Annotated in this window: 23 protein-coding genes and 2 pseudogenes; 14 read left to right on the top strand and 11 right to left on the bottom strand. The window is 71.9% G+C overall.

Annotated elements, in window-relative coordinates; all coding sequences use genetic code 11:
• The first annotated feature begins 9 nt into the window (after positions 1-9).
• The 10 genes and pseudogenes from ACE7GA_RS05630 (at position 10) to ACE7GA_RS05675 (ending at position 7,162) form a co-directional block, all read left to right on the top strand.
• On the top strand, positions 10-150 hold the full coding sequence (locus tag ACE7GA_RS05630) for a hypothetical protein (protein WP_376096852.1): 141 nt from the start codon (positions 10-12) through the stop codon (positions 148-150).
• Between the two features lie 15 nt (positions 151-165).
• The gene (locus tag ACE7GA_RS05635) at positions 166-567 is read left to right on the top strand and encodes a hypothetical protein (protein ID WP_376096855.1); all 402 of its coding nucleotides are present in this window, start codon (positions 166-168) and stop codon (positions 565-567) included.
• 16 nt (positions 568-583) lie between these two features.
• Positions 584-1,300 carry a hypothetical protein gene (locus ACE7GA_RS05640; RefSeq protein WP_376096858.1) on the top strand — a complete coding sequence of 239 codons (717 nt, stop codon included), beginning with the start codon at positions 584-586 and terminating at the stop codon, positions 1,298-1,300.
• A 142-nt stretch (positions 1,301-1,442) separates the two neighbouring features.
• Positions 1,443-1,778: a PAAR domain-containing protein gene (locus tag ACE7GA_RS05645; protein ID WP_376100113.1), complete on the top strand. Its 336-nt coding sequence runs from the start codon at positions 1,443-1,445 to the stop codon at positions 1,776-1,778.
• A 29-nt stretch (positions 1,779-1,807) separates the two neighbouring features.
• Positions 1,808-1,888 (top strand): annotated as a pseudogene (locus ACE7GA_RS05650) (hypothetical protein); the annotation flags it as partial.
• Positions 1,889-1,917: 29 nt separating this feature from the next.
• The gene (locus ACE7GA_RS05655; protein ID WP_376096861.1) at positions 1,918-2,301 is read left to right on the top strand and encodes a DUF4123 domain-containing protein; all 384 of its coding nucleotides are present in this window, start codon (positions 1,918-1,920) and stop codon (positions 2,299-2,301) included.
• A 116-nt stretch (positions 2,302-2,417) separates the two neighbouring features.
• Positions 2,418-4,283 carry a thiamine pyrophosphate-binding protein gene (locus ACE7GA_RS05660; protein ID WP_376096864.1) on the top strand — a complete coding sequence of 622 codons (1,866 nt, stop codon included), beginning with the start codon at positions 2,418-2,420 and terminating at the stop codon, positions 4,281-4,283.
• A gap of 92 nt (positions 4,284-4,375) precedes the next feature.
• Entirely contained in the window at positions 4,376-5,365 is a 990-nt protein-coding gene (locus tag ACE7GA_RS05665; RefSeq protein ID WP_376096867.1) for a Bug family tripartite tricarboxylate transporter substrate binding protein, read from the top strand.
• A gap of 92 nt (positions 5,366-5,457) precedes the next feature.
• Positions 5,458-6,432, top strand: coding sequence for an ABC transporter substrate-binding protein (locus ACE7GA_RS05670; protein WP_376096870.1), 975 nt, complete (start codon positions 5,458-5,460; stop codon positions 6,430-6,432).
• A 64-nt stretch (positions 6,433-6,496) separates the two neighbouring features.
• Positions 6,497-7,162, top strand: a complete 666-nt coding sequence (locus ACE7GA_RS05675; RefSeq protein WP_376100115.1) for a haloacid dehalogenase type II — start codon at positions 6,497-6,499, stop codon at positions 7,160-7,162.
• A 39-nt stretch (positions 7,163-7,201) separates the two neighbouring features.
• On the opposite strand, the gene ACE7GA_RS05680 is transcribed toward ACE7GA_RS05675, so the two are convergent.
• The 11 genes and pseudogenes from ACE7GA_RS05680 to ACE7GA_RS05730 all read right to left on the bottom strand — a co-directional run bounded on the left by ACE7GA_RS05680 (position 7,202) and on the right by ACE7GA_RS05730 (position 20,309).
• Entirely contained in the window at positions 7,202-7,609 is a 408-nt protein-coding gene (locus tag ACE7GA_RS05680) for a hypothetical protein (RefSeq protein WP_376096873.1), read from the bottom strand.
• Positions 7,610-7,897: 288 nt separating this feature from the next.
• A pseudogene (locus tag ACE7GA_RS05685) lies at positions 7,898-9,036 on the bottom strand (Bug family tripartite tricarboxylate transporter substrate binding protein).
• Positions 9,033-11,378: a xanthine dehydrogenase family protein molybdopterin-binding subunit gene (locus ACE7GA_RS05690; RefSeq protein WP_376096876.1), complete on the bottom strand. Its 2,346-nt coding sequence runs from the start codon at positions 11,376-11,378 to the stop codon at positions 9,033-9,035. The pseudogene ACE7GA_RS05685 and the gene ACE7GA_RS05690 overlap by 4 nt, the downstream one beginning before the upstream one ends.
• A complete protein-coding gene (locus tag ACE7GA_RS05695; RefSeq protein WP_376096879.1) occupies positions 11,375-11,857 on the bottom strand; it encodes an aromatic-ring-hydroxylating dioxygenase subunit beta in 483 nt (160 codons plus the stop codon). The genes ACE7GA_RS05690 and ACE7GA_RS05695 overlap by 4 nt, the downstream gene beginning before the upstream one ends.
• Positions 11,854-13,194, bottom strand: coding sequence for an aromatic ring-hydroxylating dioxygenase subunit alpha (locus tag ACE7GA_RS05700; protein ID WP_376096882.1), 1,341 nt, complete (start codon positions 13,192-13,194; stop codon positions 11,854-11,856). The genes ACE7GA_RS05695 and ACE7GA_RS05700 overlap by 4 nt, the downstream gene beginning before the upstream one ends.
• 130 nt (positions 13,195-13,324) lie before the next feature.
• Positions 13,325-13,777 carry a MarR family winged helix-turn-helix transcriptional regulator gene (locus ACE7GA_RS05705; protein ID WP_376096885.1) on the bottom strand — a complete coding sequence of 151 codons (453 nt, stop codon included), beginning with the start codon at positions 13,775-13,777 and terminating at the stop codon, positions 13,325-13,327.
• Positions 13,778-13,783: 6 nt separating this feature from the next.
• Positions 13,784-15,091, bottom strand: coding sequence for a TRAP transporter large permease subunit (locus ACE7GA_RS05710; protein ID WP_376096888.1), 1,308 nt, complete (start codon positions 15,089-15,091; stop codon positions 13,784-13,786).
• A gap of 1 nt (position 15,092) precedes the next feature.
• Positions 15,093-15,602 (bottom strand): TRAP transporter small permease, encoded by a 510-nt coding sequence (locus ACE7GA_RS05715; RefSeq protein WP_376096891.1) that lies wholly within the window; start codon positions 15,600-15,602, stop codon positions 15,093-15,095.
• Entirely contained in the window at positions 15,602-16,570 is a 969-nt protein-coding gene (gene dctP / locus ACE7GA_RS05720; RefSeq protein ID WP_376096894.1) for a TRAP transporter substrate-binding protein DctP, read from the bottom strand. Before dctP ends, ACE7GA_RS05715 begins: the two co-directional genes overlap by 1 nt.
• A gap of 38 nt (positions 16,571-16,608) precedes the next feature.
• Complete coding sequence (locus ACE7GA_RS05725) at positions 16,609-18,144, bottom strand: indolepyruvate oxidoreductase subunit beta family protein (protein WP_376096897.1); 1,536 nt, start codon at positions 18,142-18,144, stop codon at positions 16,609-16,611.
• Positions 18,141-20,309, bottom strand: a complete 2,169-nt coding sequence (locus tag ACE7GA_RS05730) for a thiamine pyrophosphate-dependent enzyme (protein WP_376096900.1) — start codon at positions 20,307-20,309, stop codon at positions 18,141-18,143. Before ACE7GA_RS05730 ends, ACE7GA_RS05725 begins: the two co-directional genes overlap by 4 nt.
• Before the next feature lie 373 nt (positions 20,310-20,682).
• Between ACE7GA_RS05730 and ACE7GA_RS05735 the strand changes: the two genes are divergently transcribed.
• From ACE7GA_RS05735 to ACE7GA_RS05750, 4 genes are all read left to right on the top strand, one after another.
• Positions 20,683-21,822 (top strand): acyl-CoA dehydrogenase family protein, encoded by a 1,140-nt coding sequence (locus ACE7GA_RS05735; RefSeq protein ID WP_376096903.1) that lies wholly within the window; start codon positions 20,683-20,685, stop codon positions 21,820-21,822.
• Between the two features lie 11 nt (positions 21,823-21,833).
• Positions 21,834-22,604, top strand: a complete 771-nt coding sequence (locus ACE7GA_RS05740; protein ID WP_376096906.1) for a 3-ketoacyl-ACP reductase — start codon at positions 21,834-21,836, stop codon at positions 22,602-22,604.
• Positions 22,604-23,065, top strand: a complete 462-nt coding sequence (locus ACE7GA_RS05745) for a MaoC family dehydratase (RefSeq protein ID WP_376096909.1) — start codon at positions 22,604-22,606, stop codon at positions 23,063-23,065. The genes ACE7GA_RS05740 and ACE7GA_RS05745 overlap by 1 nt, the downstream gene beginning before the upstream one ends.
• A gap of 98 nt (positions 23,066-23,163) precedes the next feature.
• Positions 23,164-24,780 (top strand): ABC transporter substrate-binding protein, encoded by a 1,617-nt coding sequence (locus tag ACE7GA_RS05750; RefSeq protein WP_376096912.1) that lies wholly within the window; start codon positions 23,164-23,166, stop codon positions 24,778-24,780.
• Positions 24,781-24,828 lie beyond the last annotated feature (48 nt).

Consider the following 24,828-nt stretch of genomic DNA (forward strand, 5'->3'; position numbering starts at 1 on the left):
CCGCAGGCGATGGAGCGGTTCCTCGCATTCCACCTCACGCTCCTGCCGGACTTCGACGTGCGTCCGCCCGTGCAGGCCTTCCTGCGGCGGATCGACCTGACGGGCGAGCAGAAGATGCCGATGCTGATCACGCGCCTGAACGGCTTGTGAATGAAGGCGCTGTGAATGGCCGTCGCCCTTCCCCTCGTCTGGCCCGCGGTCGTCGCGGCCGGGGAAGCGGTGGTGTTCGTAGGGAGTGCGGCCCTCGCCGCCCTCGGGATCCACACGGCCGTCAGGGCCGTCGAGGAACGAACCGCGGAGCGGGAGGCCGAGCGGACGCGGCCCGCGACGGTCGAGGACTGTCCGGCCCGGCGCTGCCCCGCCTGCTCCCCGCCGACCGGAACCATCCGCGTGGAGCGGATCGACCGGGTGCCGCCGAGCGTGCCGCACCATCCCTGCCCCGGTGACCACGCCCATCTCGTGCAGATGAACCAGAACCCACGGACCTGCGCATGCTTCTGGAACAAGGCCACGCCGGACGTGGAATGCCTGCCGCCGGGCGGCATGCCCGGTCATCCCATGAAGTGAGGGGAGGCTGGCCAAGGTGAGCGGACGCGCATCCCCCATCCACCCGCGGCGGCTGTTCGGCTTCGACGTGCGCCGGCCCCTGGCGCCGCGCCCGGCGCTGTTTCCCCGCGGTCCGCTCGCGCATGACGGGCCGCTGGCCACCTTCGACAAGTACGTGAACCCGTCGGTGTTCCTGCACCGCGAGGTCTGGGAGCGCCGCGGTTCTCCGCCCACCGATCGGGTCATCGTGAACCCTTCGGCGAATGTGGGCTTCAGCCTGTTCCTCGTCTGGGACGATGTGATGGACATGATGGCGCATTACCCCGGGACGGAGGCATGGCAGGACGCGGCTCTCGCCTATGCGTGGGTGGACACGCGCCCGTCCGGCAGGGACCTCCCCCGGGAGGAGATGCTCGAGGTCCTGTTCGAGACGACGACGCGCCCGCCCGAGGTTCCCGCGATCTGGCCGCTGCTCGGCTTCGACGTCGCGACGGGCGGGTACATCTCGTTCCTGTCGGGCTTCGACCACCGGGGAATGCCGCCCGACGAGATCGCGTGGTTCGCCGACAGGATGGACCGCAGGACGGGGCTGCTCGCCCCGTCCTGCGAGGCCGACCTGGCCCAGGCCGTGTCGCGGGCGGACAGGCTGGCGGGCGAGGACCCGTTCTTCGCGATCGCCGTCCACCTGGTCTGGGACCACTCCGACGCCCTGCATCCCGCGGAAGCCGGCGAACAGACCCTTCGCCGTGCCTGATCGCCGTGCCTGACGCGACGGGCCGGGCCGCCCGGGGCGCCGGGGGCCGAGCGCCGGGTGCCCCGGCGCAGAGCGGCCGGGTGAGGGGCGGCGGGGATGCCCGGTAAGCCGGCCGCGCCTCACCGACCTTCACGTCTGCCCGATTTTCACCGGCCTCGTTCCCCATGTCGGCGGGCCGATCTCCGGCCCCTGCGCGCCCACGGTCCTGATCGGAAGCCTGCCCTCCGCCCGCATCTCCGACATGTGCGTCTGCGTCGGCCCGCCGGACGCGATCCTGACGGGCTGCCGGTCCGTCATCATCGGCGGGATGCCGGCGGCCCGGATCGGCGACAGCACGGTGCATGGCGGGGTCATCGTGCTTGGGCTGCCCACCGTCCTGATCGGCGACGACAGCGGCGCCGGCGGCGGCCGGCAGGCGGCCGCGCTGGCATCGGCGTCACGGAACGGCGCGCCGTTCTGCGAGATCTGCGCGGCCTGATGCAGGATGCGCCGGTCCTCTACGACATCATGGATGCGGCGCGGGACGAACGGCTCGTGCCCGCCATCCGGGCCCTCGCGCCGGCGGCGCGCTGCCTCTTCGACGATCCGCTCGACCCGTCGCTCGCGGCGAACGCGCCGTGGGTGGTGCCGGTGCGGCGGGGGACGGGTTCCTGGACTGGTGGCGCTCGGCCGGCCTGGGGCAGGCCTGGGGGATCGTCGCCGCCGCGCGGGCGGACATGCCGGCCTTCCGGCGGCACCTGAAGAAGCTGCTGCGCGCCCAGTTGCCCGACGGGCGGGTCGTGTACTTCCGCTTCTACGACCCGCGCGTGCTGCGGACCTTCCTTCCGCTGGCGGACGCCAGGCAGCTCGGCCGCGTCTTCGGACCGATCGAGCGCTTCTTCATCGAATCGGAGAGCGGCCATCCCATGAGGTCCTATCGGCTGGAAGCGGGGCGCCTCGCCGTCACGTCCCCGCAAGCCGGCGATGCGGCGGAGGAGCATCGCCGGCTTACGGGGGCGTGACGGCCAGGCCGCGCGCGCATCGGTCCGGCCGGGCGGACGGGCTCGCCGTCGGAGCGGCGGCACCTCCCCTGCCCTTCCGCCGGTGCGATGCTGCGGGCGAAGAGGGAGGAATCGCGATGCCACGCGACGAAGTCGGGGCGACGGGTGACGGGGCGACAGGTGACGGGGCGACGGGTGACGGGGCGACGGGTGACGGGGCGACGGGGGCGGAAGCGATGGACCGGCCGGTGCCTTCGGCGCCGGGTGACAACCGGGCCTGGGGGAGCGACGCGATCGCCGACGTGCTGCGGGCCATGGAGATCCCGTTCGTCGCGCTGAACCCCGGCGCGTCGTATCGCGGGCTGCACGACAGCCTCGTGAACCGGCTCGGCAACACCGCGCCTCAGATGCTGGTCTGCCTGCACGAGGAGCACGCGGTCGCCGTCGCGCATGGCTACTGGAAGGCCTGCGGGCGGCCGATGGCGGCGGCGCTGCATTCCAATGTCGGGCTGATGCACGGGACCATGGCGATCTTCAACGCCTGGTGCGACCGGGCGCCCGTGCTCGTGCTCGGCGCGACGGGGCCTGTGGATGCGGCGCGGCGGCGGCCGTGGATCGACTGGATCCATTCGGTGCAGGACCAGGGGGCGCTGGTGCGGCCCTACGTGAAGTGGGACGCGCAGCCGGCGAGCGTGGGGGCGGCGCGGGAGGGGCTGCTGCGGGCCTGGCAGATCGCGCGATCCGCGCCGTGCGGGCCGGTCTATGTGAACCTCGATGCGGGGTTGCAGGAGGCGCCGATCCCGGAGATGCCCGCGGCGCCGGACATGGCGCGCTACGCGCCTCCCTCGGCGGGCGTGCCGGATGCGGCGCTGGTGGAGCGTGCGGCGGGGATGCTGCGCGGGGCGTCGCGGGTCGTGATGCTGGTGGGGCGCGTCGGGCGGGATGGGGCGTCCTGGGCCGCGCGGGTGCGGTTGGCCGAGGCGATCGGGGCGCGCGTCGGGACGGACCTGAAACTGCCGGCCTGCTTTCCGACGGACCACGCGCTGCATGTCGGCGCGCCTGGGACCTTCGCCTCGGCGGAGCTGGCGGCGGCGCTGCGGGAGGCGGAGGTCGTGCTGGCGCTCGATCCGGTGGACCTCGGCGGCACGCTGCGCGCGGCGGGGGCGGAGGTCGGCGGGCCGCGGGTGATCCTCGCCTCGCAGGATCAGCGGCTGCACAACGGGTGGTCCTTCGACCACGGGGCACTGCCGCCGGCGGACCTGTCCTTCGATTGCGGGCCGGACGCGGTGGTGGACGCGTTGTGCGCGGCGATGGGCCTGGGCGGCGAGGGCGGGGCGCCCGCGGCGGCGCGCGACGCGGCGGTGCCGGCGGTGTCCGACGGGCTGCTGACGATCACGGGGATCGCGGCGTCGCTGAAGCGGGTCACGGCGGGGCGGGACGTGACCCTCATCCGCGTGCCGCTGGGGTGGGATGGCGGGCTCTGGGCCTTCCGGCACCCGCTCGATTACCTCGGGCAGGATGGCGGCGGCGGGATCGGGAGCGGGCCGGGAATGGCGGTCGGCGCGGCGCTCGGGCTGCGGGGGAGCGGGCGGCTGCCGGTCGCGGTGCTCGGCGACGGGGATACGCTGATGGGGCTCTCGGCGCTCTGGACGGCGGCGCATTACCGCGTGCCGCTCCTCGTCATCGTGTCGAACAACCGGTCCTTCTTCAACGACGAGGTGCACCAGGAGCGCGTGGCGCGGGAACGCGGGCGGCCGGTGGAGAACAAGTGGGTGGGGCAGGCGATCTCCGATCCCGATCCGGACTTTGCCGTGCTGGCGCGCGGGCTGGGCGTTCACGGGATCGGGCCGGTCGGGGACGAGGCCGCGCTGGACGCGGCGCTGCGCGACGCGGTGGCGCGGGTGGAGGCGGGGGAGACGGTTCTCGTGGATGCGCGCGTCGCACCGGGATACGCGCCGGCGATGGCGAGCGCGCTGACGCGGGAGGGCCACGGGAAGGGCTGACGCCCGAGCCTCTGGCGGGGGTGGGCGCCTGGCGTCACGGTGACGGGTCATCCTGGCGGCGAAGCACCGCCGGGGGAGCAGGAGGGAACGAGATGACAGGTGCGACCGTCGGGCGGCGCGCGGCGCTGGGCGTCCTTGCGGCACCGGCCCTCGCGGCCCGTGACGCGTGGGCGCAGGGCCGCGTGGCCTGGCCCTCGGACAAGCCGGTGCGGATCATCGTGCCGTTGGCGGCGGGCGGGACGGCGGATTTCCTCGCGCGGCTGCTGGCGGCGCGGCTGGGGGACGTGACGGGGCTGTCCTTCGTCGTCGAGAACCGGACGGGCGGGTCGGGGGCGGTCGGCTGGCTCGCCGGCGCGCGCGCCGCGCCGGACGGGGCGACGTTGCTCATGATGGACAATTCCCTTCCGATCGGTGCGGCGGCGGGGCGGGAGCTCGGCTTCGACGCGCGGACGGATCTGGAGCCCCTGTGGCTGCTGGCGGGCTTCGCGCCGATCGTCCTGGTGGGCGCCGGGTCACCCGCACGGGACCTGCGGGGCTTCGTCGAGTTCGCGAAGCAGCGGCCGGAGGCGCTGTTCTACGGCACGAACGGCATCGGGTCCGTGACGCACCTCCAGACCGAATTGCTGATGGAGGTGACGGGGATGCGGCTGTCGCACGTGCCGTACCGGGGCATGGCGCAGGCGGTGACCGACATGATCGCCGGGCAGATCCACCTGATGCTGCCGGTCTTCCCGACCGTTGCGGGACAGGTGCGCAGCGGAGCCGTCCGCGCGCTCGCGGTGGGCGCGGAGGTCCGGACGCCCGCGCTGCGCGACGTGCCGACCGCGCGGGAGGCCGGCGTGGATTTCGCGCAGGGTACCTGGTTCGGGCTGATGCTGCCGCGCGGGACCGGCGCGGTGGCCAAGGCCGCGATGCAGGGGGCGCTCGCGGCGGCGATGGGCGAGGCGGCGTTCCGGGCGCGGCTGGAGGAGGCGGGAGCGACGGTTCCGGAGAACACCGCGGATTCCTTCGCCCGCGTGTTCGAGGCGGAGCTGGCGCTGTGGCCGCGGGTTCTGCGGGAGAGGAACATCCGGATCGAGTGACCGCGCGCCGACCGGGACCGGAGTGGGCCGGTTTCCGGCGGCGGCAGAACTGGTCTAGCCTTTTCGCTTCCGCGGAACGGATGGGGGCAGGGATGAACATCGGTCGGCGTGTGCTGCTGGGAACGGCACTGGCGGTGCCGGCCATCCGGCGCGGATCGGCGCAGGAGGCAGTGAACTACCTGCTGCCCGCGCCGGCCTTCCTGCCGGCCTTCGCGCCGCACCAGTTGGCGGCGAAGCGCGGCTACTACGCGCGCGAGGGGCTGGCGGTGACGTTCCAGACGGGGCAGGGCGGGGCCAACGTCGCGACGCAGGTCGGCGCGGGCAACGTGCCGCTCGGCGGCGCGGTCGGGGAAACGCCGATGCTTGTCCGGCCGAACGGGGTGCCGGTGCGGGGCGTCGCGTTGCTGGGCGGGCGGCCGATCTACCAGCTGGCGGTGCGGCGGGACGCGAACGTCGCGGACGTGCCGGGGTTGCGCGGCAAGCGGATCGGCGTGATCGGGTTCCAGGACACGGGGTTCTACGCGCTGCTCGGCGTGCTCGCCTTCCATCGCATGCGGCGCAACGACGTGAACGTGCAGGCGGTCGGCAATGCGGGGATGACGCAGCTGATGATCTCCGGCGCGCTGGACGCGATCATGGGCGTGCCGGAATGGATCGACGCGATCCAGGAAGCGGGCGTCGCGGTGAACGTCACTCCGATCGACACCTTCTTCCCTGCGATGGCGCAGGCGGTGATGGCCTCGGACACGACGATCCAGCGGCGGCCGGAGGTCGTGCGGGGCTTCGTGCGGGCCGTGCTGCGCGCGGTGCAGGACTGCATGGAGGACCCGGCCGCGGCAGCGCGGGACTATGTCGCGCACATCCCGCAGCATGCGGGGCGCGAGGCGGTGTTCGAGCGGATCATCCGCCGCTACGCGACCGACGTGTACCCGGTGCCGGCCGGCACCGCGCTCGGGCGGTTCGACGCGGATCGGCTGGGGCGGGTGCAAGGCTTCTACGTGGAGAACGAGATCCTGCGGAATCCGGCGCCGGTTACGGACCTGTTCACGAACGACTTCGCGGGATGAGCACGACGGCCGCGATCGGCGGCGTCCGCGCACTGGTTTTCGACGTGTTCGGGACCGTCGTGGACTGGCGGGGCGGTGTGGCGCGGGAGGCCGCACCCTTTCTCGCGCGGCACGGAGCGAAGGGGTTGATCCCGGCGCCTTCGCGGATGCCTGGCGGCGGCGCTACCAGCCGGCGATGGAGGAGGTGCGGAGCGGGCGCCGGCCCTTCACGCGTCTGGACGTGCTGCATCGGGAGAACCTGGAAGGGACGCTGGCGGAGGTCGGCGTGGAGGCCGCGGGCGTACCGGCGGCTGAACTCGATGCGCTGAACCTCGCCTGGCACCGGCTGGACCCCTGGCCCGATGCGGTGGAGGGCCTGGTGCGGCTCAAGCGGCACCACGTGATCGCGCCGCTGTCGAACGGGAACGTGTCGCTGTTGCTGGACATGGCGAAGCGCGCGGGGCTGCCCTGGGACGCGATCCTCGGGGCGGAGGTGGCGCGGGCCTACAAGCCGATGCCCGAGGCCTACCTGCGGACGGCGGAGATCCTGGGGATGGCGCCGGGGGAGATCTGCCTCGTCGCGGCCCACAACGACGACCTCGCGGCGGCGCGGCGGTGCGGGCTGCGGACGGCCTTCGTCGCGCGGCCGATGGAGCACGGGCCGGGGCAGGCGAAGGACCTGCGGGCCGAGGCGGACTGGGACGTGGTCGCGGAGGACTTCGTGGCGCTGGCGGGCCGCTTCGGGGTCTGACGCGGGCGCGGGGCCGCCCTGGGGAGGCCGGGGCGGCGTTCAGGCCTGGCGCGCGGGGTGGACGCCGTGCGCGGCTTCGAGGCCGGCGGCCTGCGCCTCCATCTCCGCCGCCGTGTCCAGCAGGCGCGCCGTGTCGCGGCGCGGGGATGCCCTGCAGGCGGCGGCGCGTGCTTCCTTCGCCTTGTGCCGGAGATAGCGGGCGCGCTCGAGGGCGGTGTCCCGCGGGCAGCGGCAATGGACGCCGATGTCGTTCTTCCCCTGCTCGCCGATTTCGATGCCCTCCGCTTCCAGCACCGCGCGGAGGGCGGCGATCTGATCGGGGGAGAGCATGCGCTGCTCCTCCTCGAACTCGACGACGCAGGTGTCCCGCAGCCCGGCGAAGGCCGCCAGGCGAAGGCGCGACCAACCGAGCAGTCGTCGGGCGGCCCGACATTGTCGCGGCGTCATGGTAGTTCTCCGCGCGCGTCTTCCTTCGTCGGATCGAAGGTCCGCGGCGCGGGGAGCATATCCAGCGGTGCTGCGGCGAGATTATGCGAGTGCGGGGCAAGATTGTGTCACGGCATGCGGGTAGGACGGGCCACGCATGCGAGGGGTCCGGCCGGCGCGCCAGAGCGAAGCGGATGGGGCGTGTAAGCGGGGTCTGTCGTGAAGGCGGCCTCGGCAGGGATCGGGTAGCGATGCCGGGGAGCTTTGGTCGGGGTTCGGTTCCGTTGATGTCGGGCGGGTGGCCCCGGATCACTCGTCCCGGATGCCGGCGGCGCGGATGACGGTGCCCCAGCGCGCGTGGTCGTTCCGCCAGAGCGTGGCGAAGGCGGGGGCGGCGAGCGGGTCGGCCTCGATCCCCTGCCGCTCCAGGGTTTCGCGGGTGCGGGGCAGGGCCATGGTCGCCAGGGCGAGGGTTTCGAGTTCGGAAAGGATGGGCTGCGGCGTGCCGCGCGGGGCGGCGAGGCCGAGCCAGGTGTCGCACTCGTAGCCGGGCACCGTGGCGCTCGCGAGCGGGACCTCAGGCAGGCCGGCGAGCGGCTTCGCGCCGGCGGCGGCGAGGGGGCGGATGCGGCCCTCGCGGATCAGGGGGAGGGCGGTGCCGTAGGGGGTGGCGGTGGCCATCACGCGGCCCGCGGCGACGTCGAGCAGGCCCGGCGTCGTGCCGCGGTAGGGGACGTGGGTCATCTCGATGCCCGTCACGTGCGCCAACAGCGCCATGGCGAGGTGGTGCGGGGAGCCGTTGCCGGCGGAGGCGTAGGTGACCTCCCGCGGGCGGGCGCGGGCCAGCGCGATCAGGTCGGCGAGGCTGCGGGCCGGGACGTCCGGGCCGACGGCGATGACGAGGGGGAGCGGGCGAGGAGGGCGACGGGGACCAGGTCGGTCAGCGGGTCGAAGGACATGCGCGCGACGTGCGGGTTCACGGCGACGATGTTGTTCGACATCAGCAGGAGGGTGTGGCCGTCCGGGGCGGCGCGGGCGACGGCCTCGGCGGCGATGTTGCCGGCGGCGCCGGGGCGGGCCTCGGCGACGGCGCCGATGGGCCAGCGGCGCGTCGTTTCGTCGGCGACGAGGCGGGCGAGGACGTCGGGTGAGCCGCCGGGCGTAAAGGGGACGAGGATGCGGACCTGGCGGGTGGGGAAGGCGGGCGCGGGTTGCTGCGCCCGGGCGGGACGCGAGGCGGCGAGGGCCGTGGTGGTCGCGAGGGTGGCGGCGAGGAGGATGCGGCGCGGCGTGGTGAACGGCGGGTTGTCGCACGGCGCCGGGGCGTGGCTCGCGGGCTGACGCGCCGCTGCGTACGGCGGAAGGCGCGGCGGGTCGGCGTGCGGAAGCGTCCCGCTCCCCTCCCCTGCCCCGGTCATCGTGGCTCGGAGGGGGCGGCGCGGGGTCATGGCGTCCTCTTCGCTTGCAGCGCGTTCCAGACGCGTTCGGGGGTCAGGGGGATGTCCACGTGTTCGACGCCGAGCGCGTCGCAGACGGCGGCGGTGATGCAGGGAAGCGCGCCGACGGTCCCGGCCTCGCCCGCGCCCTTGGCGCCGAGGGGGTTGGTGGCGGTCGGCTGGGGGTTGGAGATGACCTTCATGGGCGGGAGGTCGGCGGCGCGGGGGAGCGCGTAGTCCATGAAGGAGGCGGCGAGGAGCTGGCCGGATTCGTCGAACTTCGCTTCCTCCAGCAGCACTTGGCCGAGGCCCTGGGCGACGCCGCCGTGGATCTGCCCTTTCAGGAGCAGCGGGTTGACGACGGTGCCGACATCGTCCGCGACGACGTAGCGGTCCACGGTGACGTGGCCGGTCTCGGGATCCACCTCGACCTCGCAGACGTGGCAGCCGTTCGGGAAGGTGGCGTCGCCGGGTGGGACGGAGGCCGAGGCGGAGAGGCCGGCGTCCTCGGATTTCGGGCGGTTGGGGGCGTAGGAGAGGCGGGCGACGTCTTCCAGCGACATGCCGCGGTCGGTGCCGGCGATGGTGAGGCGGCCCTTCGCGAACTCGATGTCAGCGGCGTCGGCTTCGAGGGCGTGGGCGGCGAGGCGCTTCGCGCGTTCGATGACGCGCTCTATGACCTGGGACACGGCGGCGCCGCCGGCGACGATGCTGCGGGAGCCGAAGGTGCCACGGCCGTGGGTGATCGCGTCGGTATCGCCGTTGAGGATGCGGACGCGGTCGGAGCGGACGCCCAGGCGGTCTGCGAGGATCTGGCGGAACGCCGTCTCGTGGCCCTGGCCGTGGTTGTGTGTGCCGAGGAGGAGGGTGGCGCTGCCGTCGGGGTGGAAGCGCAGTTCGGCGGCTTCTTCCATGGGGGCGCCCTGGGGGCCCGCGCTGATCTCGATGGCGTTGGCGATGCCGAGGCCGCGCAGGCGGCCCTTCGCGACGCTCTGCGCGCGGCGCTGGGGGAAGTTGGCGATGTCCGCGGCATCCAGCGCGAGTTGCATGCCGAGGGAGAAGTCGCCGCTGTCATAGGTGAAGACCAGGCCGGTGCGGAAGGGCATGGCGCCGGACGGGATGAGGTTCCTGCGGCGGAGTTCGATGCGGTCCATGCCGAGGCGGGACGCGGCGATGTCGATGATCCGTTCGATCATGTACGTCGCCTCCGGCCGCCCGGCGCCACGGTAGGGGGCGTTCGGCTGGGTGTTGGTGAGGGCGCCGCGGACCGTCACCGCGATATGCGGCGTGCGGTAGGTGCCGGCGAGGCCGCCGAGATTGTTGGTGCTGCTGTGGGTGCCCATCATCGCGAGGTAGGCGCCGATATTGGCACTCGACGTGACGCGGAGGGCGAGGAAGATGCCGTCCTCGTCGAGGGCGAGTTCGACGCGGTTGTGCGTGTCGCGGGCGTGGGGGTCGGTGAGGATGGCTTCCGTGCGGTCGGCGGTCCAGCGGACCGGGCGGTTCAGGGCGCGCGAGGCGTGGAGGAGCGCGACGTGTTCCTGCGTGGGTTGGGAGCGCAGGCCGAAGGCGCCGCCCATGTCGGGGGAGATGACGCGGATCGCGTGTTCCGGCACGCCCATGACGTTCGCGAGGTGCATCCGCAGGGTGTGCGGGCCCTGGCAGCCCGTGCGCAGCGTCCAGCGTTCGTCGGAGGCGTCCCAGGTGGCGACGGCGGCGCGGGGTTCCATCGGCGTGCCGGTGACGCGGGAGACCCGGAGGTCGGCGGTGACGACGTGCGCGGCGCGCGAGATGGCGGCGGCGGTGGCGGCCCCGTCGCCGACCTTGAACTCGAAGAGAAGGTTGCCGGGGGCGAGGCCGGGCCAGACCTCCGGGGCGCCGGGGGCCAGGGCTTCCGCGGGGTCGGTGACGGCGGGGAGCGGGTCGTAGTCCACGACGATGGCTTCGGCGGCGTCGCGGGCCTGCTGGGCGGTCGTGGCGATCACGACGGCGACGGGGTCGCCGACGTGGTGGACGGCATCGGTCGCCAGCGCGCGATAGGGCGGGCGTGGCATGGGGGAGCCGTCGGGGAGGTTGCGGGGGACGACGCAGGGGAGCGACGCGTAATGCGCGGTGTCGGCGCCGGTGAAGATCGCGGCGACACCGCGCATCGCGCGGGCTTCCGTCGTGTCCACGCCGTTGACGCGTGCCGCGCCGTGGGGGGAGCGGAGGAAGACGGCGTGCAGGGCGTCGGCGGGGACGACGTCCTCCGTATAGCGGCCGAGGCCACGGAGGAGGCGTTGATCCTCCACGCGGCGGGGGGAGGCGCCGATGCGCCAGGGGTTGAGGAGCCCGGTGTCGGTGATGGCGTTCACAGGATGATGCTGATCCCATCCTGGACCGCGTCGCAATCGAGGAGGTCGAGGCGCTTGCGGGCGATGAGGAGGCCGCCATCCCGTTCCGGCGCGAAGTCGTAGGTCGCGCGCGCGACGTAGCGGCGGTGGCGCAGGTTGCGGAACTCGGCCACTTCGTAGTGGCAGAGGAGGGTGTCGGGACCTTCGCCCGCGCGGTGGTTCGCGGTGAAGCGGAGGGTGCGTGACGGGGGCTTCTGCGCGTGGAACATGGCGTGCTTGAAGCGGCGCACGCGCGTCTCCAGCAGGCGGCGGTCGTCGTAGATGTGGCTGATCGTGGCGTGCGGGTCCCGCTGGTCCCATTGCGAAGGGACCCAATAGGCGCAGACCGGGGCGTAGAGGGCGAGCCAGTCGTCGAGGCGCCAGGTGTCGAGGAGTTCGGTTTCCCGGATCACCAGCGCCGTCAGCGCGTGGAGGGACGGACGTTCGAGCGTGGCGCTCATGCGGCGTTCATCCAGCGGCGCCAGGCGTTCATCTGAGCGCGGAGGTGGATTTCCGACGTACCGGTCTGGCCGCGCAGGGTGCCGTTGGCCTCGCTGTGGTCGCCGCCGATGCCGCGGTTCACGTCCACCCAATCGCCGCCCTGGCTCGTCAGCCCGTCCTGCACGCGGGCGTAGGTCTCGAGGTCGTCGGTGAGGACGAGGGAGCCGACGCCGTTCACGACGTTCGCGAAGGCGATGCTGTCGCGGAACATGCGATCCGGCGCGCCGGGCATGCGGAAGGTGTAGGTGACGACGACGGTCCGGTCGACGCTGATCGGGTGGATGACGCGGAGTTGGCGGAAGCGGCTCATGAAGGAGAGGTTGGGGTAGACGCAGGTGTTGAAGCGCGTCACGGACAGGATCTCCTGCGTGCGCTCAGGGCTGTGCGTGTCTTCCAGGGCCTTGCGGTAGGCCTGTTCCACCTCGTCTTCCTCGGAGCGGGCGGCCATGCGGGCGTCGGTGTGGTAGTCGCCCATGAAGGAATGGCCCCACTCGCTGGTCCAGATGCCGAGCGATTCCCAGACATGGGCGGGGGCGCCGTTCTGGCGCATCTGCTTGATCTGGACCTCGCCGGCGCCGTCGCTGTGGACGTCGTCGGACTGGTCGCGTGCCGCGGCGACCGACGAGGCGTGGACGAAGCGGGGGTGCAGCGTGTCGTTGTGGTTCTCGATGACGAGTTTCCAGTTGCCGTCATAGGCGTGGCGGGAAACGCCGCCGGCGACTTCGAGGATGCCGCCGGGGGCGCGGTCCACCATGTCGTCGAAGGAAGTGGCGATGGGGCCCAGCCATTCTTCCAGCGACGGGCCTTCGGCGGCGAGGCTGGCGAAGATGAAGCCGCGGTAGTTCGCGACGCGGGGTACGCGGGCGAGGTCGAGGGAGCGATCCTCGGTCGGCGACTTGCCGCCATAGCCTTCGGGCAGCGGGACGTCGGCCAGGCGGCCGTCCAGGTCGAAGGCCCAGCCGTGGTAGCAGCAGACGAAGCGCTTGGCGGTGCCGCTCTCGTCCGTCGCCAGCTTGGCGCCGCGGTGGGTGCAGCGGTTGAAGACGACGTGGATCTGGCCGTCGGCGGCGCGGGTCACGATGACGGGCTCGCGGCCCATGGTCGTCGTGAAGAAGGCGCCGGGCTTCGCGACCTGGCTCTCGTGGCAGAGGTAGAGCCAGGCGCGGCCCCAGAGGAGGCGCATCTCCGCCTCGAAGAGGTCGGGGTCCACGTAGACCGAGCGGTGGATGCGGCCGGGTTCGATCAGGCGATCGGGGTTCATGGCGGAGCCGGGGCCGCGGGGGGGCAGCATGTCCATGGACGGGTCCTCCTTCGCCGCGGATGGCGGCCGGGGATGCTTGCAGGTGGTTATATCGGTTCGGCGGCGCGGGCGTCGAGCGAAGTGGCATCGTAGGGTGCGGGAATCGCGGTGACGTGGCCGCGGCGGGTCATGGCGTCGCGTCGGAGAGGCGGGCGACGAGGCGGGCGAGGGTCTTCCGTTCCGGCTCGGTCAACGGTGACAGGCCTTGCTCCGTCTCGTCGAGGGCGAGGGGGAGGATTTCGCGGTAGCGGGCGCGGCCGGTCGGCGTCAGCACGACACGGACGGCGCGAGCGTCGTCCTCGGACGGTTCGCGGCGGACGAGGCCGGCGCGCTCCATCGCCGCGACCTGGCGGGAGAGGGTGGAGTGCGGGACGAGGGTGCGCTCGGCGAGTTCGACGATCGTCAGCGCGCCCTCCGCGCGGGAGGCGACCATCAGGACGCGCCATTGGGGGAAGGTGACGCCGCGTTCCTCGAGCCGCGCGGCGAGGCGGGCATTCCAGGCGGCCATCAGGCGGTTGAGGCTGAAGGGGAGGAGGTCGGGCTCCGCCGTTCCCGGCGTGATGGAGTCGAGTGCGGGCATGGTGGGCTATCCGAGCCAGCGCGGGAGCCAGGTGGCGAGGGGCGGGAAGAGGAAGACGAGGAGCAGGACGAGGGTGGAGAAGGCGACGTAGGGGGCGGCTGCCATGTAGACCTCCCGCATCGGGGTGTCCGGCGGGGCGGCGGACTTCATCACGAACAGCAGCAGGCCGAAGGGCGGGGTGAGCAGGCCGATCTGCATGCAGATGAGAAAGAGGACGCCGAACCAGACCATGTCGAGGTTCAGCGCCGTCGCGACGGGGACGAAGAAGGGCAGCGTCATCATCATGATGCTGACCTGATCGAGGAAGCAGCCGAGGACGAGCAGGACACCCATCATCAGAAGGACCATGCCGACGGGCCCGAGATCGGCCGCGCGGAGGATCTGCACGATGCCATCACCGGCGCCGGAAAAGGTGAGGACCTGGGAGAAGGTGACGGCGCCCAGCAGGATGAAGAGGACGGAGCCGGACACCGCGACGGTGCCGCCGAGCGCTTCGACGAGGGCCTTCATCGAGAGGGAACGGTAGAGGAAAGCGACGACGAGGGTGGCGAAGGCGCCGACGGCCCCGGCCTCGGTCGGCGTCGCGACGCCGCCGACCATCGCGCCGACGACCGCGGCGAAGATGGCGACGAGCGGTAGGACGTGGATCAGCAGCGGCTTGAAGGAGAAGGGCTCTTGCGGGCCGTCGTCGCGGGGGGCGAGGGACGGGTCCATGCTCGCCCGGAAGACGATCCAGCCGAGGAAGAGCACGGCCATCACGAGCCCAGGGACGATGCCGCCGACCAGCAGGCCGGAGATGGAGATCTGCGCCAGCGACCCAAGCAGCACCGCGAGCGCAGAGGGCGGGACGAGCATGTCGATGCCGCCGACGGCCATGATGGGGCCCATGGCCATGCGCGGGTGATAGCCGCGCGCGAGCATCTGCGGCAGCAGCAGGCCACCGAGCATCGCGGTGGTGGCGATGGTGCTGCCGGAGATGGCCGAGAAGATCGTGCCGGCGACGATCGCGACGACGGCGAGGCGGCCGGGTACCGCGGTGATGACGCGGTCCACCGCGGCGATGGCGCGGGCGGCGAGGCCGGAGCGGAAGAGGATCTCGCCCATCAGGATGAAGAAGGGGACGGGCGTCAGGGAGAAGTTTGTCAGCGACGAGATGCCGTTGCGGATCAGCTGCTGCAGCCCGAACTCGCCGCCGAGGAAAAGCCAGGCGCCGACGAGGTTGATGGCGAGGAAGCAAAAGGCGACGGGCGGGCCGATGAGGATGAGGGCGGTGACGCCGCCGAGCATCAGGAGGGCAGCGAGTTCCCAATCCATGTCAGGCGATCGAGCGGGCTTCGTCGCGCGCGCCGGCTTCGGGGTTCGCGAGGAGGCGGGCGATGCGGGCGGCGAATTCGAGGGCGAGCAGGCCGAAGACGGCGGGGAGCGGCGCCGCGAGCCACCATTCGGGGTAGGTGACGGTGCGGCGGATGAGCGAGCCGAGGGCAGCGGATTCAGCGGCGACGCGCCAGGCATAGAGGGCGAGGATGGCGCAGACGACCAGGCCGAGCATGTCGCAGGCCATTTCGAGGAGGCGCGCGGCGGGGCGAGGCAGGGCCGAGGCCAGGAGGTCGGCCCGAATGTGCTGGCCCTGGTTCAGCAGCCAGGGCGCGGCGAGGACCGCCGAGAGGTAGAGGCCGATCTCGGTCAGTTCGACCGCGCCGGGGATTTCGGCACCCGTCACGGTTCGCAGCAGCACGGAGGCCGTGACGAGGAGGATCATGCCGAGGGTGATCGCGCCGGCGGCCGCGGCGGGGATTGCGAGAAGGGTCGTCCAGGCCCGGGCCATCAGGTGCCGGAAAGGAGACGGCGGAGTTCGGCCGCGTGCTGCGGGGCGTTGCGGGCCAGTTCGTCCCAGCCAGCGTCCTGCGCGACCTTCAGCCAGCGGTCGCGGTTCTCGCCGGTGAACTCGATGACGCGGATGTTGGCCTCGCGCATGCGGGCGTAGTCGGCCTCGATAGCTGTGCGGGAGCGTTCGGCCTCGCCGGCCTCCATCTCCTCCGCGGCGCGGGTCAGGATGGCGCGCTGCTCGTCGTTCAGGCGGGCCCAGCGGGCGTTGTTGACGAGGACGTTGACCTCGACGCGGTAGAAGGAGGGATCCACGCGGAAGCGCGTGCGCTCATGCCAGCCGAGGTCGAAGATGCCCTGCGCGGGCCAGCCGTAGCCCTGGACGACGCCGCGTTCGAGGGCGGTGAAGACCTCGCCCGGGGCGGTGTTGACGAGGTTGGCGCCGAGGGCGGTGAAGAAGGCGCGATAGACGGGGGAGGTGCGGATGGTGAGGCCGCGAAGGTCGGGGGCGCCGATCTCCCGCGTGAGATAGAGGTGGAACGGCATCTTGTCGCCGTGGCGGCCGAGGTAGTGGGCGTTCACCTTCTCCGCATGCAGGCGGGCAAGGAGGGCGAAGCCGCCGTTGGCGCGGACCTCCGCCCAATCCTTCGTCGCGAGCTTCGTCGCGGCGCCTTCCGGCATGAGGTTTTCGTAGAAGGCTGCGGTGGAGTTCGCCATGTCGATCACGCCGTTGCGGAGGGCGTTGCCGACCTCGAAAGGCGGCATGGCGCGGGGGCCGCCGATGAAGTTGATGCGGATCTTGCCGCGGCCTTCCTCGTTCACGCGGGCGATGAAGGTTTCGAAGGGGCGGGCGAAGGCGGTGCCTTCCTGGAAGGCGGAGACGGCGCGGAGGGTGGCTTCCTGCGCGGTCGCGCTGCGCAGCGCGGGTGCCGTGAGCGCGGCGCCGAGGATCAGGCGGCGGTGGATCATCGTCTCTCTTCCCCTCCCGGGATCGTCGTGATCGTCGGCTATTCGGCGGCCTGCGCCAAGGCGGGGCGTTGCGCTTCCGCGGCGATGGCGTCGAGGGTGGCGCGGAGCGTCTTGTGCTCCGGATCGGCCAGCGCGGCTTCGCGGGCGCGGGCGACGCGGCCGGCGGCGGTCGGGTCGCCGGAGGTCTGCGCGTCGGCGACGGACATGACCATCGCGAAGCCGGCGCGGCCACGGCGCTGCGTCTCGCCGTAGCCCTTGAGCAGCGTGGCGCAGGCGGTGATTTCGACGGCGAGGGCATGGTCGCCGGACTTGGCCGTGCTGCGGATGCGGGCGAGCCAGGATTCGATAGCCTCCTGCTCCTCGGTGTAGCGGAGCCCGAGCGGGCGGAAGCGGCGAAGGCGGGCCAGCGCGAACATCGTGAGAAAGCCGGTGATCGTCGTGCTGGGGAGGCGGAGGGACGCGTTCTGGGCGCCGCGGGCTTCGCGGCGCTCGCCCCAGGCGCGGAGGCGGCGGCCGAGAGACGGCGGGAGGAGGGCGGCGATCTCGTCGGCGCCGGGCTTCAGGAATTCGGTGATGCGGACGGGTTCGCCGGGCTTGGCGCGGACTTCGGCGCGGACCTCGGCGAAGCGTTCGCGGCTCGACTTCAGTTGGGCGACGCGCACCACGTCCTCATAGGCCATCCAGAGGGCGAGGTGGCGGGCGACCTCGGCGGAGAGGCGGTGGATGCCGCCCCCTGTCATGGATCGCGCGGGGTCGGCCGCCAGGACGGACTTCAGGCGGTCGAGGTAGAGGGCGGCGTAGGCTTCCGACTGAAAATCGGCGAGGCGGGGGAGCGCTATTTCCGCAACGGCGAGGACCTCGGGCGGGAGGGTGAGGGCGGCGTCGCGGAGCATGGCCGGGAGGCCGCGTGCGGGGGGCGGCGCGTCCTCGTTCGCGGCGGGGGGCGGGGCGTCGGCGAGGGCCAGGCCGGCCTCGAAGCCGCGGAGATTGGCCTCCGGCGCGACGCCGGCGCGGATGGCGTCGCGGTAGGCGTCGTGCGGGATGGGGAGCGTGAGGCTGGCGGCGAGGACGCCGAGGGACAGGGCGTTGAGGGACGTGTTGCGGGCGGCGGGGGGTAGGCGTTCCGGGTCGAAGAGGACGGCGCGGCGCGGCATCTCGCGGATCGTGCGCATCACGCGTTCGGCGTCGAAGCGGCCGTCGGACATCGCGGACTTCTCGGAGGTCGCGAAGACGCGGCGGGTCGCGGCGATGAGGGTGGTGCGGTCGGGTGAGACGAAGCCGCGCTCACAGCAGCGGCCCGCTTCGACGAGTTCGGTGGCGATGACGACGTCCACGTCACCCGGGCCCGGACCGAGGGCGAAGACCGGGGTCCGCCCCGCCAGGGACGTGTGCGTTTCGGGCCAGACCTCGACGTAATAGGTCGTGGCGCCGGTGCGCTGGGCTACGCCGGGAATGGAGGTGCCCTGCACCGGGAGGTCGGCGCGCTGGGCCGCCGAGACGATCCAGTCGGTGAGGACGCCGCCGCCCTCGCCGCCCATGGCGGAGATGAGGATCGAGATGGGGCGCGTCGTCATTCGGCGGGGACCATGGCAGCGGTCGCGGGCCGCCGACGTTCGGCCCAGGCTTGCAGGCGGGTGATGACGGCGTTCCGGATGCGCGCGAGCCAGAGGTCGCGCGGCCTCGGGTTCTGGATGATGTCGGCGCGATAGAAGGAAGGGCAGAGCTGCGCGGCGTCCGCGACCTCACCGCAGAGGCCGCAGCCCACGCAGTCCTGGTTGACGTGCGCGACGGGGTCGCGGCGCAGCGGGTCGGGATTCTCCTTGATCGTGAGGGACGGGCAGCCGGAGAGGCGGATGCAGGAGTGGTCGCCGGTGCACGTCATGGCGTCCACGCCGTAGCGGGTGCGGATCACGCGCTTCCCCGCCTTCAGGTCGCGCGCGATCATCGGCTTGATCCGGCGCTGGCGGGCGAGCTGGCATTCCTGCTGCGCGATAATGACCTTGAGGCCGGGCTGCTTCGTCGTCAGCGCGGAGTGCAGCGTGCGCACCATGTCCTTCACGCGGTAGGTGCCCTGGGTCTTGATCCAGGTGACGCCAAGGGCGCGCAGCGCGTCCTCGATGGACAGGTGGGGACGGTCGGCGGGGCCAGCCTTCGTGGACAGGATGTGCTGCTGTCCCGTGGCGCTGGTGTAGCCGTTGTCCATGACGACGAGGACGCCGTCGGTCTTGTTCTGGAGGGCCGCGGTGACGCCGGTGGACAGGCCGTTGTGCCAGAAGCCACCGTCGCCCATCACCGTGATGGTCCGCTTGTCCCCGAAGAGGCCGCTGACGGCGGCGGCCGAGGACAGGCCGAGGCCGTAGCCGAGGATGGAGCTGCCCATGTTGAAGGGCGGCAGCGTCGCGAAGGAATGGCAGCCGATATCGGCGGCGACGTGGACCTCCCCGACCTGCTTCTGGACGAGTTTCATCGCGGCGAAGACGGGGCGTTCCGGGCAGCCGGTGCAGAAGCCGGGCGGGCGCTGCGGGAGCGGCGCGCCGATCAGCTGGCGGGAGCGTTCGGCGGGCTGCTCCGCCGCGGCGACGATGCGCGCGACGGCGGTGGTGTCCACGCCGCGCGGGGACGTGCCTTCGAGGAACCTGGCGAGACCGCGCAGGACGGTCTCGTTCGTGTATTCGCCGGCGAGGGGGAGGACCTTCTTGCCGATGACCTTCGTGTTCAGGTCGGCCTCACGCAGCGCGGCGGCGATGGATTCCTCGATGTAGGCGGGGTTGCCTTCCTCGACGATCAGGACGGCGCGCTTGCCGGCGCAGAAGGCGGTCACCTCCTCAGGCACCAGCGGGTAGCAGACGTTGAGGGCGAGGACGGGGATCCGGGTGTTGCCGAAGGCGTCGGCGAGGTCGAGGCGCGAGAGGGCGCGAAGCAGCGTGTTGGTGTGGCCGCCCTGGACGATGATGCCGACCTCGTCGAGGTCGCCGGGCAGGTGGTCGTTCAGCGCGTGGTCGCGGATGAAGGCGCGGGCCGCGGGGAAGCGGCGGTTCACCTTGTCCTGCTCCTGCAGGTAGGTGCTGGGGGGAAGGCAGATGCGGCCGTAGTCGAAGTCGGGGCGCGTCAGCGGGTCCTTCGTGGAAATTGCGGGCTGGATGTTGTCCTTCGCCGTGAAGCGACCGCGCAGGTGGCAGGCGCGGATGCGGACTTCCGCCATGACGGGGGTGTTCGAGACTTCCGAGAGCTGGAAGGCCTTCTCGATGAGGTCCACGAGGCGCGGGTGGTCGGGGCGCGGATCGAGGAGCCACATGGAAGATTTGGTGCAGAAGGCATGGGTGCGTTCCTGGATGATCGAGGCACCCTCCCCGTAATCCTCGCCGACCACCATGACGACGCCGCCCTTCACGCCGGCGGAGGCCAAGTTGGACAGGGCGTCGGAGGCGACGTTCGTGCCGACGGTGGACTTCCAGACCGCGGCGCCGCGCACGGGGTAGTTGATGGAGGCGGCGAGCATGGAGGCGGCGCCGGCCTCGTTGGCGGCGGGCGCGTAGTGGACGCCGAGCTCGTCTAGAAGCGGCTTCGCGTCGGCGAAGACGTCCATCAGGTGGGAGACGGGGGCGCCCTGGTAGCCCGTGACGTAGGAGACGCCGGATTGCAGCAGGGCCTTGGCGATCGCAAGGATGCCCTCGGTCTCCACGACCTCGCCGGCGCCCTTGCGCAGCAGGGCGACTTCCTTCGCGAAGGAACGCTCCATCGGCCACTGCTCCCTTTCGCCTCGGATATAACCGGTTGCATATTCATGGGACCGGATGCAAGCCCGTTGTCGGGCGGGGGTGACTGGAGAGGGACGTGCGGCGCGCCACCCTCGCGCCGATCCAGGCCTTGGCCAGCCAGCCCGCTCGGAAGGCAGGACGGCATCGCGCAGCAGCCGACGCGCCTGATCCGCGGGCGGTCGCGTCACCCGGCCGGGGCCGGCGGCAAAACTCCCGGCTCCGGGGCGCCCCGGGCGGGGCCCGATCCGAAGGGACTGCCGGGACTTGCGCGAGACCGCGACACCGATCGAAGGCCTGGCGGGTTGACCCCCTTCCCGGCCGGCGCGACGCTGCGAGACGGGCGGGGGAAACGGGATGGGCGAGGTCGGGCTGTCCGACGTGCATGTCGCGCTGCGCGACGCGGCGCGACGTTTCTCGGATGCGGAAGTGGCGCCGGTCGCGGCGGAGCTCGACGAGAGCGAGCGGTATCCGGCGGAGCTCTACCGGGCGCTGGCTGCGGCGGGGCTGTTCGGGATCACGGTGCCGGAGGAGTTCGGCGGTGCCGGCGCCGATGCGCTGTCCTACGCGCTGGTTATGGAGGAGTTGTCGCGCGGATACGCGTCCGTCGCGGATCAGGTCGGGCTGGTGGAGCTGTTGGGGACGTTGCTGTCGGACCATGGGAATGTTTCGCAGCGCGAGGCTTACCTGCGGCCGATGCTGCGGGCCGAGCGGCGGCCGGCCTACGCGCTGACCGAGGCGGAGGCGGGGTCGGACTTGGCGGGGCTGAGGACGACAGCGCGGCGGGACGGCGATGGCTGGGTCCTGGATGGCGCGAAACTGTGGATCCACAACGCGCCGGTCGCGGATTTCGCGGCGGTGCTGGCGCGGACCGATCCCGCTTCGGGGCATCGGGGGATGTCCATCCTGCTGGTGGATCTGGAGCGGCCGGGCGTCGTGCGGGAACGCAAGGAACACAAGATGGGGCAGCGGGCGTCGCCCGTGGGCGGGCTGCGCTTCGAGGGGGTGCGGCTGCCAGGGGACGCGCTGCTGGGGCCGGAGGGGCGCGGCTTCCACCTGATGATGTCCGTGCTCGACAAGGGGCGGATCGGGATCGCGGCGCTGGCGGTGGGCATCCTGCAGGCGGCGCTGGAGGATTCGGTCGCCTATGCGAAGGGACGGCGGCAGTTCGGCAAGGCCATAGCCGAGTTCCAGGCGGTGCAGTGGATGATCGCGGACACGGCGAAGGACCTGCACGCGGCGCGGCTGATGGTGCACCACGCTGCGCGGGTATTGGATTCCGGCATGCGGGCGACGCTGGAGGCGAGCATGGCGAAGTGCTTTGCCTCGGATGCCGCGGTGGCGCGGACGGCGGATGCGGTGCAGGTGCATGGCGGGTCCGGGTACATCCGCGGCGTGCGGGTGGAGCGGCTGTATCGCGACGCGAAGATCACGCAGATCTACGAGGGGACGAACCAGGTGCAGCGGATGATCATGGCCCGAGCGTTGTTGTCATGACCGATGCCGGCATGAGCGCGCGTCCGGTTGCACTGGTGACGGGTGCACGGCGCGGGATCGGGCGGGCGGCTTGCGCGGCGCTGGCGGGGCGGGGCTTCGATGTGGTCGGGGCGGACATCGGCGACGACGGGGCGGAGGAGACGCGCCGCGCGGTGGAGGAGTCAGGCGGGCGCTTCGCGTTCTTCGCGACGGACGTGTCGGACCTCTCGGCACATCCGGGGCTGGTGGAGTCGGCCTGGGATGCCTTGGGGGGTCTGGAGTGCCTCGTGAACAATGCGGGGGTCGGGGCCATGCGGCGGGGAGACTTGTTGGAGGTCTCGCCGGAATCCTGGGACCGGGCCTTCGGGGTGAACGTGCGGGGCGGGTTCTTCCTGTCGCAGGCCGTGGCGCGGCGGATGGTGGCGGATGGGGCGCCGCCGCGGGGGACGCGCAGCATCGTGTTCGTGTCCTCTGCCAATGCGGTGCTGGCCTCGCCGGAGCGGGGGGAATACGCGGCGTCGAAGGCGGCGGTGACGATGGTTGCGCGGGTCTTCGCGCTGCGGCTGGCGGAGCACGGGATCGCGGTGCACGAGGTCCGTCCCGGAGTGATCAGGACGGACATGACGGCGCCGGTCGCCGCGGCCTATGAGCAGCGGATCGCGAGCGGGCTGTCGCCAGTGCGGCGCTGGGGGGAGGCGGAGGATGTGGGGCGGACGGTCGCGCTGCTGGCGTCCGGCGAGTTGCCGTTCTCGACGGGGGATGCGTTCCACGTGGATGGCGGACTGCATATCGGGCGGCTGTGATGGAAGATGACCGCCTGCACTGGGACGACATCGCGGTGGGGATGGAGTGGGAGACGGGCGGGATCACCGTGACGGACGCCCATATCCTGGCCTTTGCGGGACTTTCGGGGGATTTCTACGACCTGCACGTGGATGATGATTACGCACGGTCGCTCGGGTATCCGGCGAAGGTGGCGCATGGGCTGCTCGGGCTGGCGCTGGCGGACGGGTTAAAGAACCGGGCGCGGGTGCGCGTGGCGGCGGTGGTGTCGCTGAACTGGCGCTGGACCTTCGCGGGACCGATCTTCGCCGGCGACCGGATCTCCGCGGCGATCCGGGTGGTATCGAAGCGGGAGACGAGCCGGGCGGACCGCGGGATCGTGACCGTCGCCTTCGACCTGCGGAACGGGCGGGGAGAGACGGTGCAACGCGGCGAGAACGACATGATGGTGCATCGCAAGGCCCTGGCGCGTCCCGCGTGATGGGAAGGGTGGAAAACCGCCGCTTTCCCGGCAGGGTGGACGCAGCGTAGCGTCCCCCCGCAACGAACCGGCCCCAAGGCCGGGCGGGAGGAGACGGCATGACGATCGTGAACATCACCCGGCGCGACCTGGGGCGGCTTCTCGGCGCCTCGGCGGCGGTGCTGCCGACCTTGCCCGGCGGGCAGGCCCTGGCGCAGGCCGCGCGCAGCGGCACCCTGGTGATCGGGGTGGACATCAGCGACAGCATCACCTTCGATCCGGTGCGGCAGGCCCAGTACACGCCGCCGATGACGCTTGCGGCCTGCTACGATTCGCTGCTGACGCTGGACAAGGACGACCTGGTCAACCCGAAGCCGTCCCTGGCGACCGCCTGGGCGCGGCGGCCGGGCGGCGATGGGTGGCGGTTCACGCTGCGGCAGGGCGTACGCTTCGCCTCGGGCGCGACGATGACGGCGGAGGACGTGAAGTTCTCCTTCGACCGCCTCATCAACATGAAGGAGCAGACGCAGCAGTACATCAAGGCCGTGGACCGCGTGGAGATCGTGGACGCGAACACGGTGGACTTCATCATGAACGCGCCGAACGCGCCGATCCTGCCGATCCTCTGCAACCCCGGATGCTCGGTGCTGGAGAAGGCGGTGTTGACGCAGCATGGCGGCGTGCAGGGGATCGAGGCGAAGGATGCGGACAAGGCGACGGACTGGCTGAACGGGAACTCGGCGGGGACGGGGCCGTACCGCCTGATCCGCTGGGAGCGGAACGGGCAGATCCTGCTGGAGCGCAATCCCAACCACTGGCGCGGGCAGCCGGCGTTCCAGCGCGTGGTGATCCGGCACCTGTCGGATTCCGCGGCGCAGTTGCTGGCGGTGCGGCGCGGCGACATTGCAGCGGCCTTCAACCTGATCCCGGAGCAACTGGCGACGCTGCGGAGCGAGGCGAATGTCCGGCTGGACCGGCTGCCGAGCCTGGACTTCGTGTACATGGCCGTGACCGAGAATCCCGCTGCGAACCCGGCGCTGGCGAAGAAGGAAGCGCGGCAGGCGATCGGCCATGCCATCGACTATGACGGCATCGTCAACAGCCTTCTGGGCGGCGTGGCCATGCGGCCCGCGCATTTCCTGCCGATCGGCGTCAACGGCAGCACGGAACAGATCGCGCGGGAGATCGGCTACAGGCAGGACCTGAACAAGGCTCGGCAGTTGCTGCAATCGGCGGGCCTTGCGGACGGGTTCGAGATGGAGATCGCCTACGGGCAAGCGGCGGTCGCGGGCATCTCCTACCAGGTGCTCGGGCAGAAGTTGCAGTCGGACCTCGCCCGCATCGGCATCCGCGTGCGGCTGAATCCGATGGACCAGGTGAACCTGCGCACCGTCTACACGACGGGGCAGATGAAGGGCGGCCTGCTGACCTTCTGGAACCCACCAGCAGTTTCGAACGACCTCTGGGCCAGCGCCGTCGTGGAGCGCGTTGCGCGGCGCGTGGGGTGGACGGTGCCGCCGGCGATGACCGACCTCGTGAAGCGCGCATCCGAGGAACAGGACCTGGAACGCGCGGCGCAGTTGTGGGTCGAATGGCAGCGCGGCGTGCTGGACGTCGCGCACCACTTCATCCTGTTCCAGCCGATCTACCAGATCGCGGTACGGAACGCGGTGAAGGAGTTCCCGCTGACGGCCGCCGGGTGGCAGCTGGACCTGGGGAAGGCGACACCGGCCTAGCCTCTGTGCTGGTGGCCCCGGAGGGAGGGCAAAGACCTTCCTCCGGGG

Origin of the sequence: Roseomonas sp. CCTCC AB2023176 (assembly GCF_042259275.1) — a bacterium.
Lineage (GTDB): Bacteria > Pseudomonadota > Alphaproteobacteria > Acetobacterales > Acetobacteraceae > Roseomonas.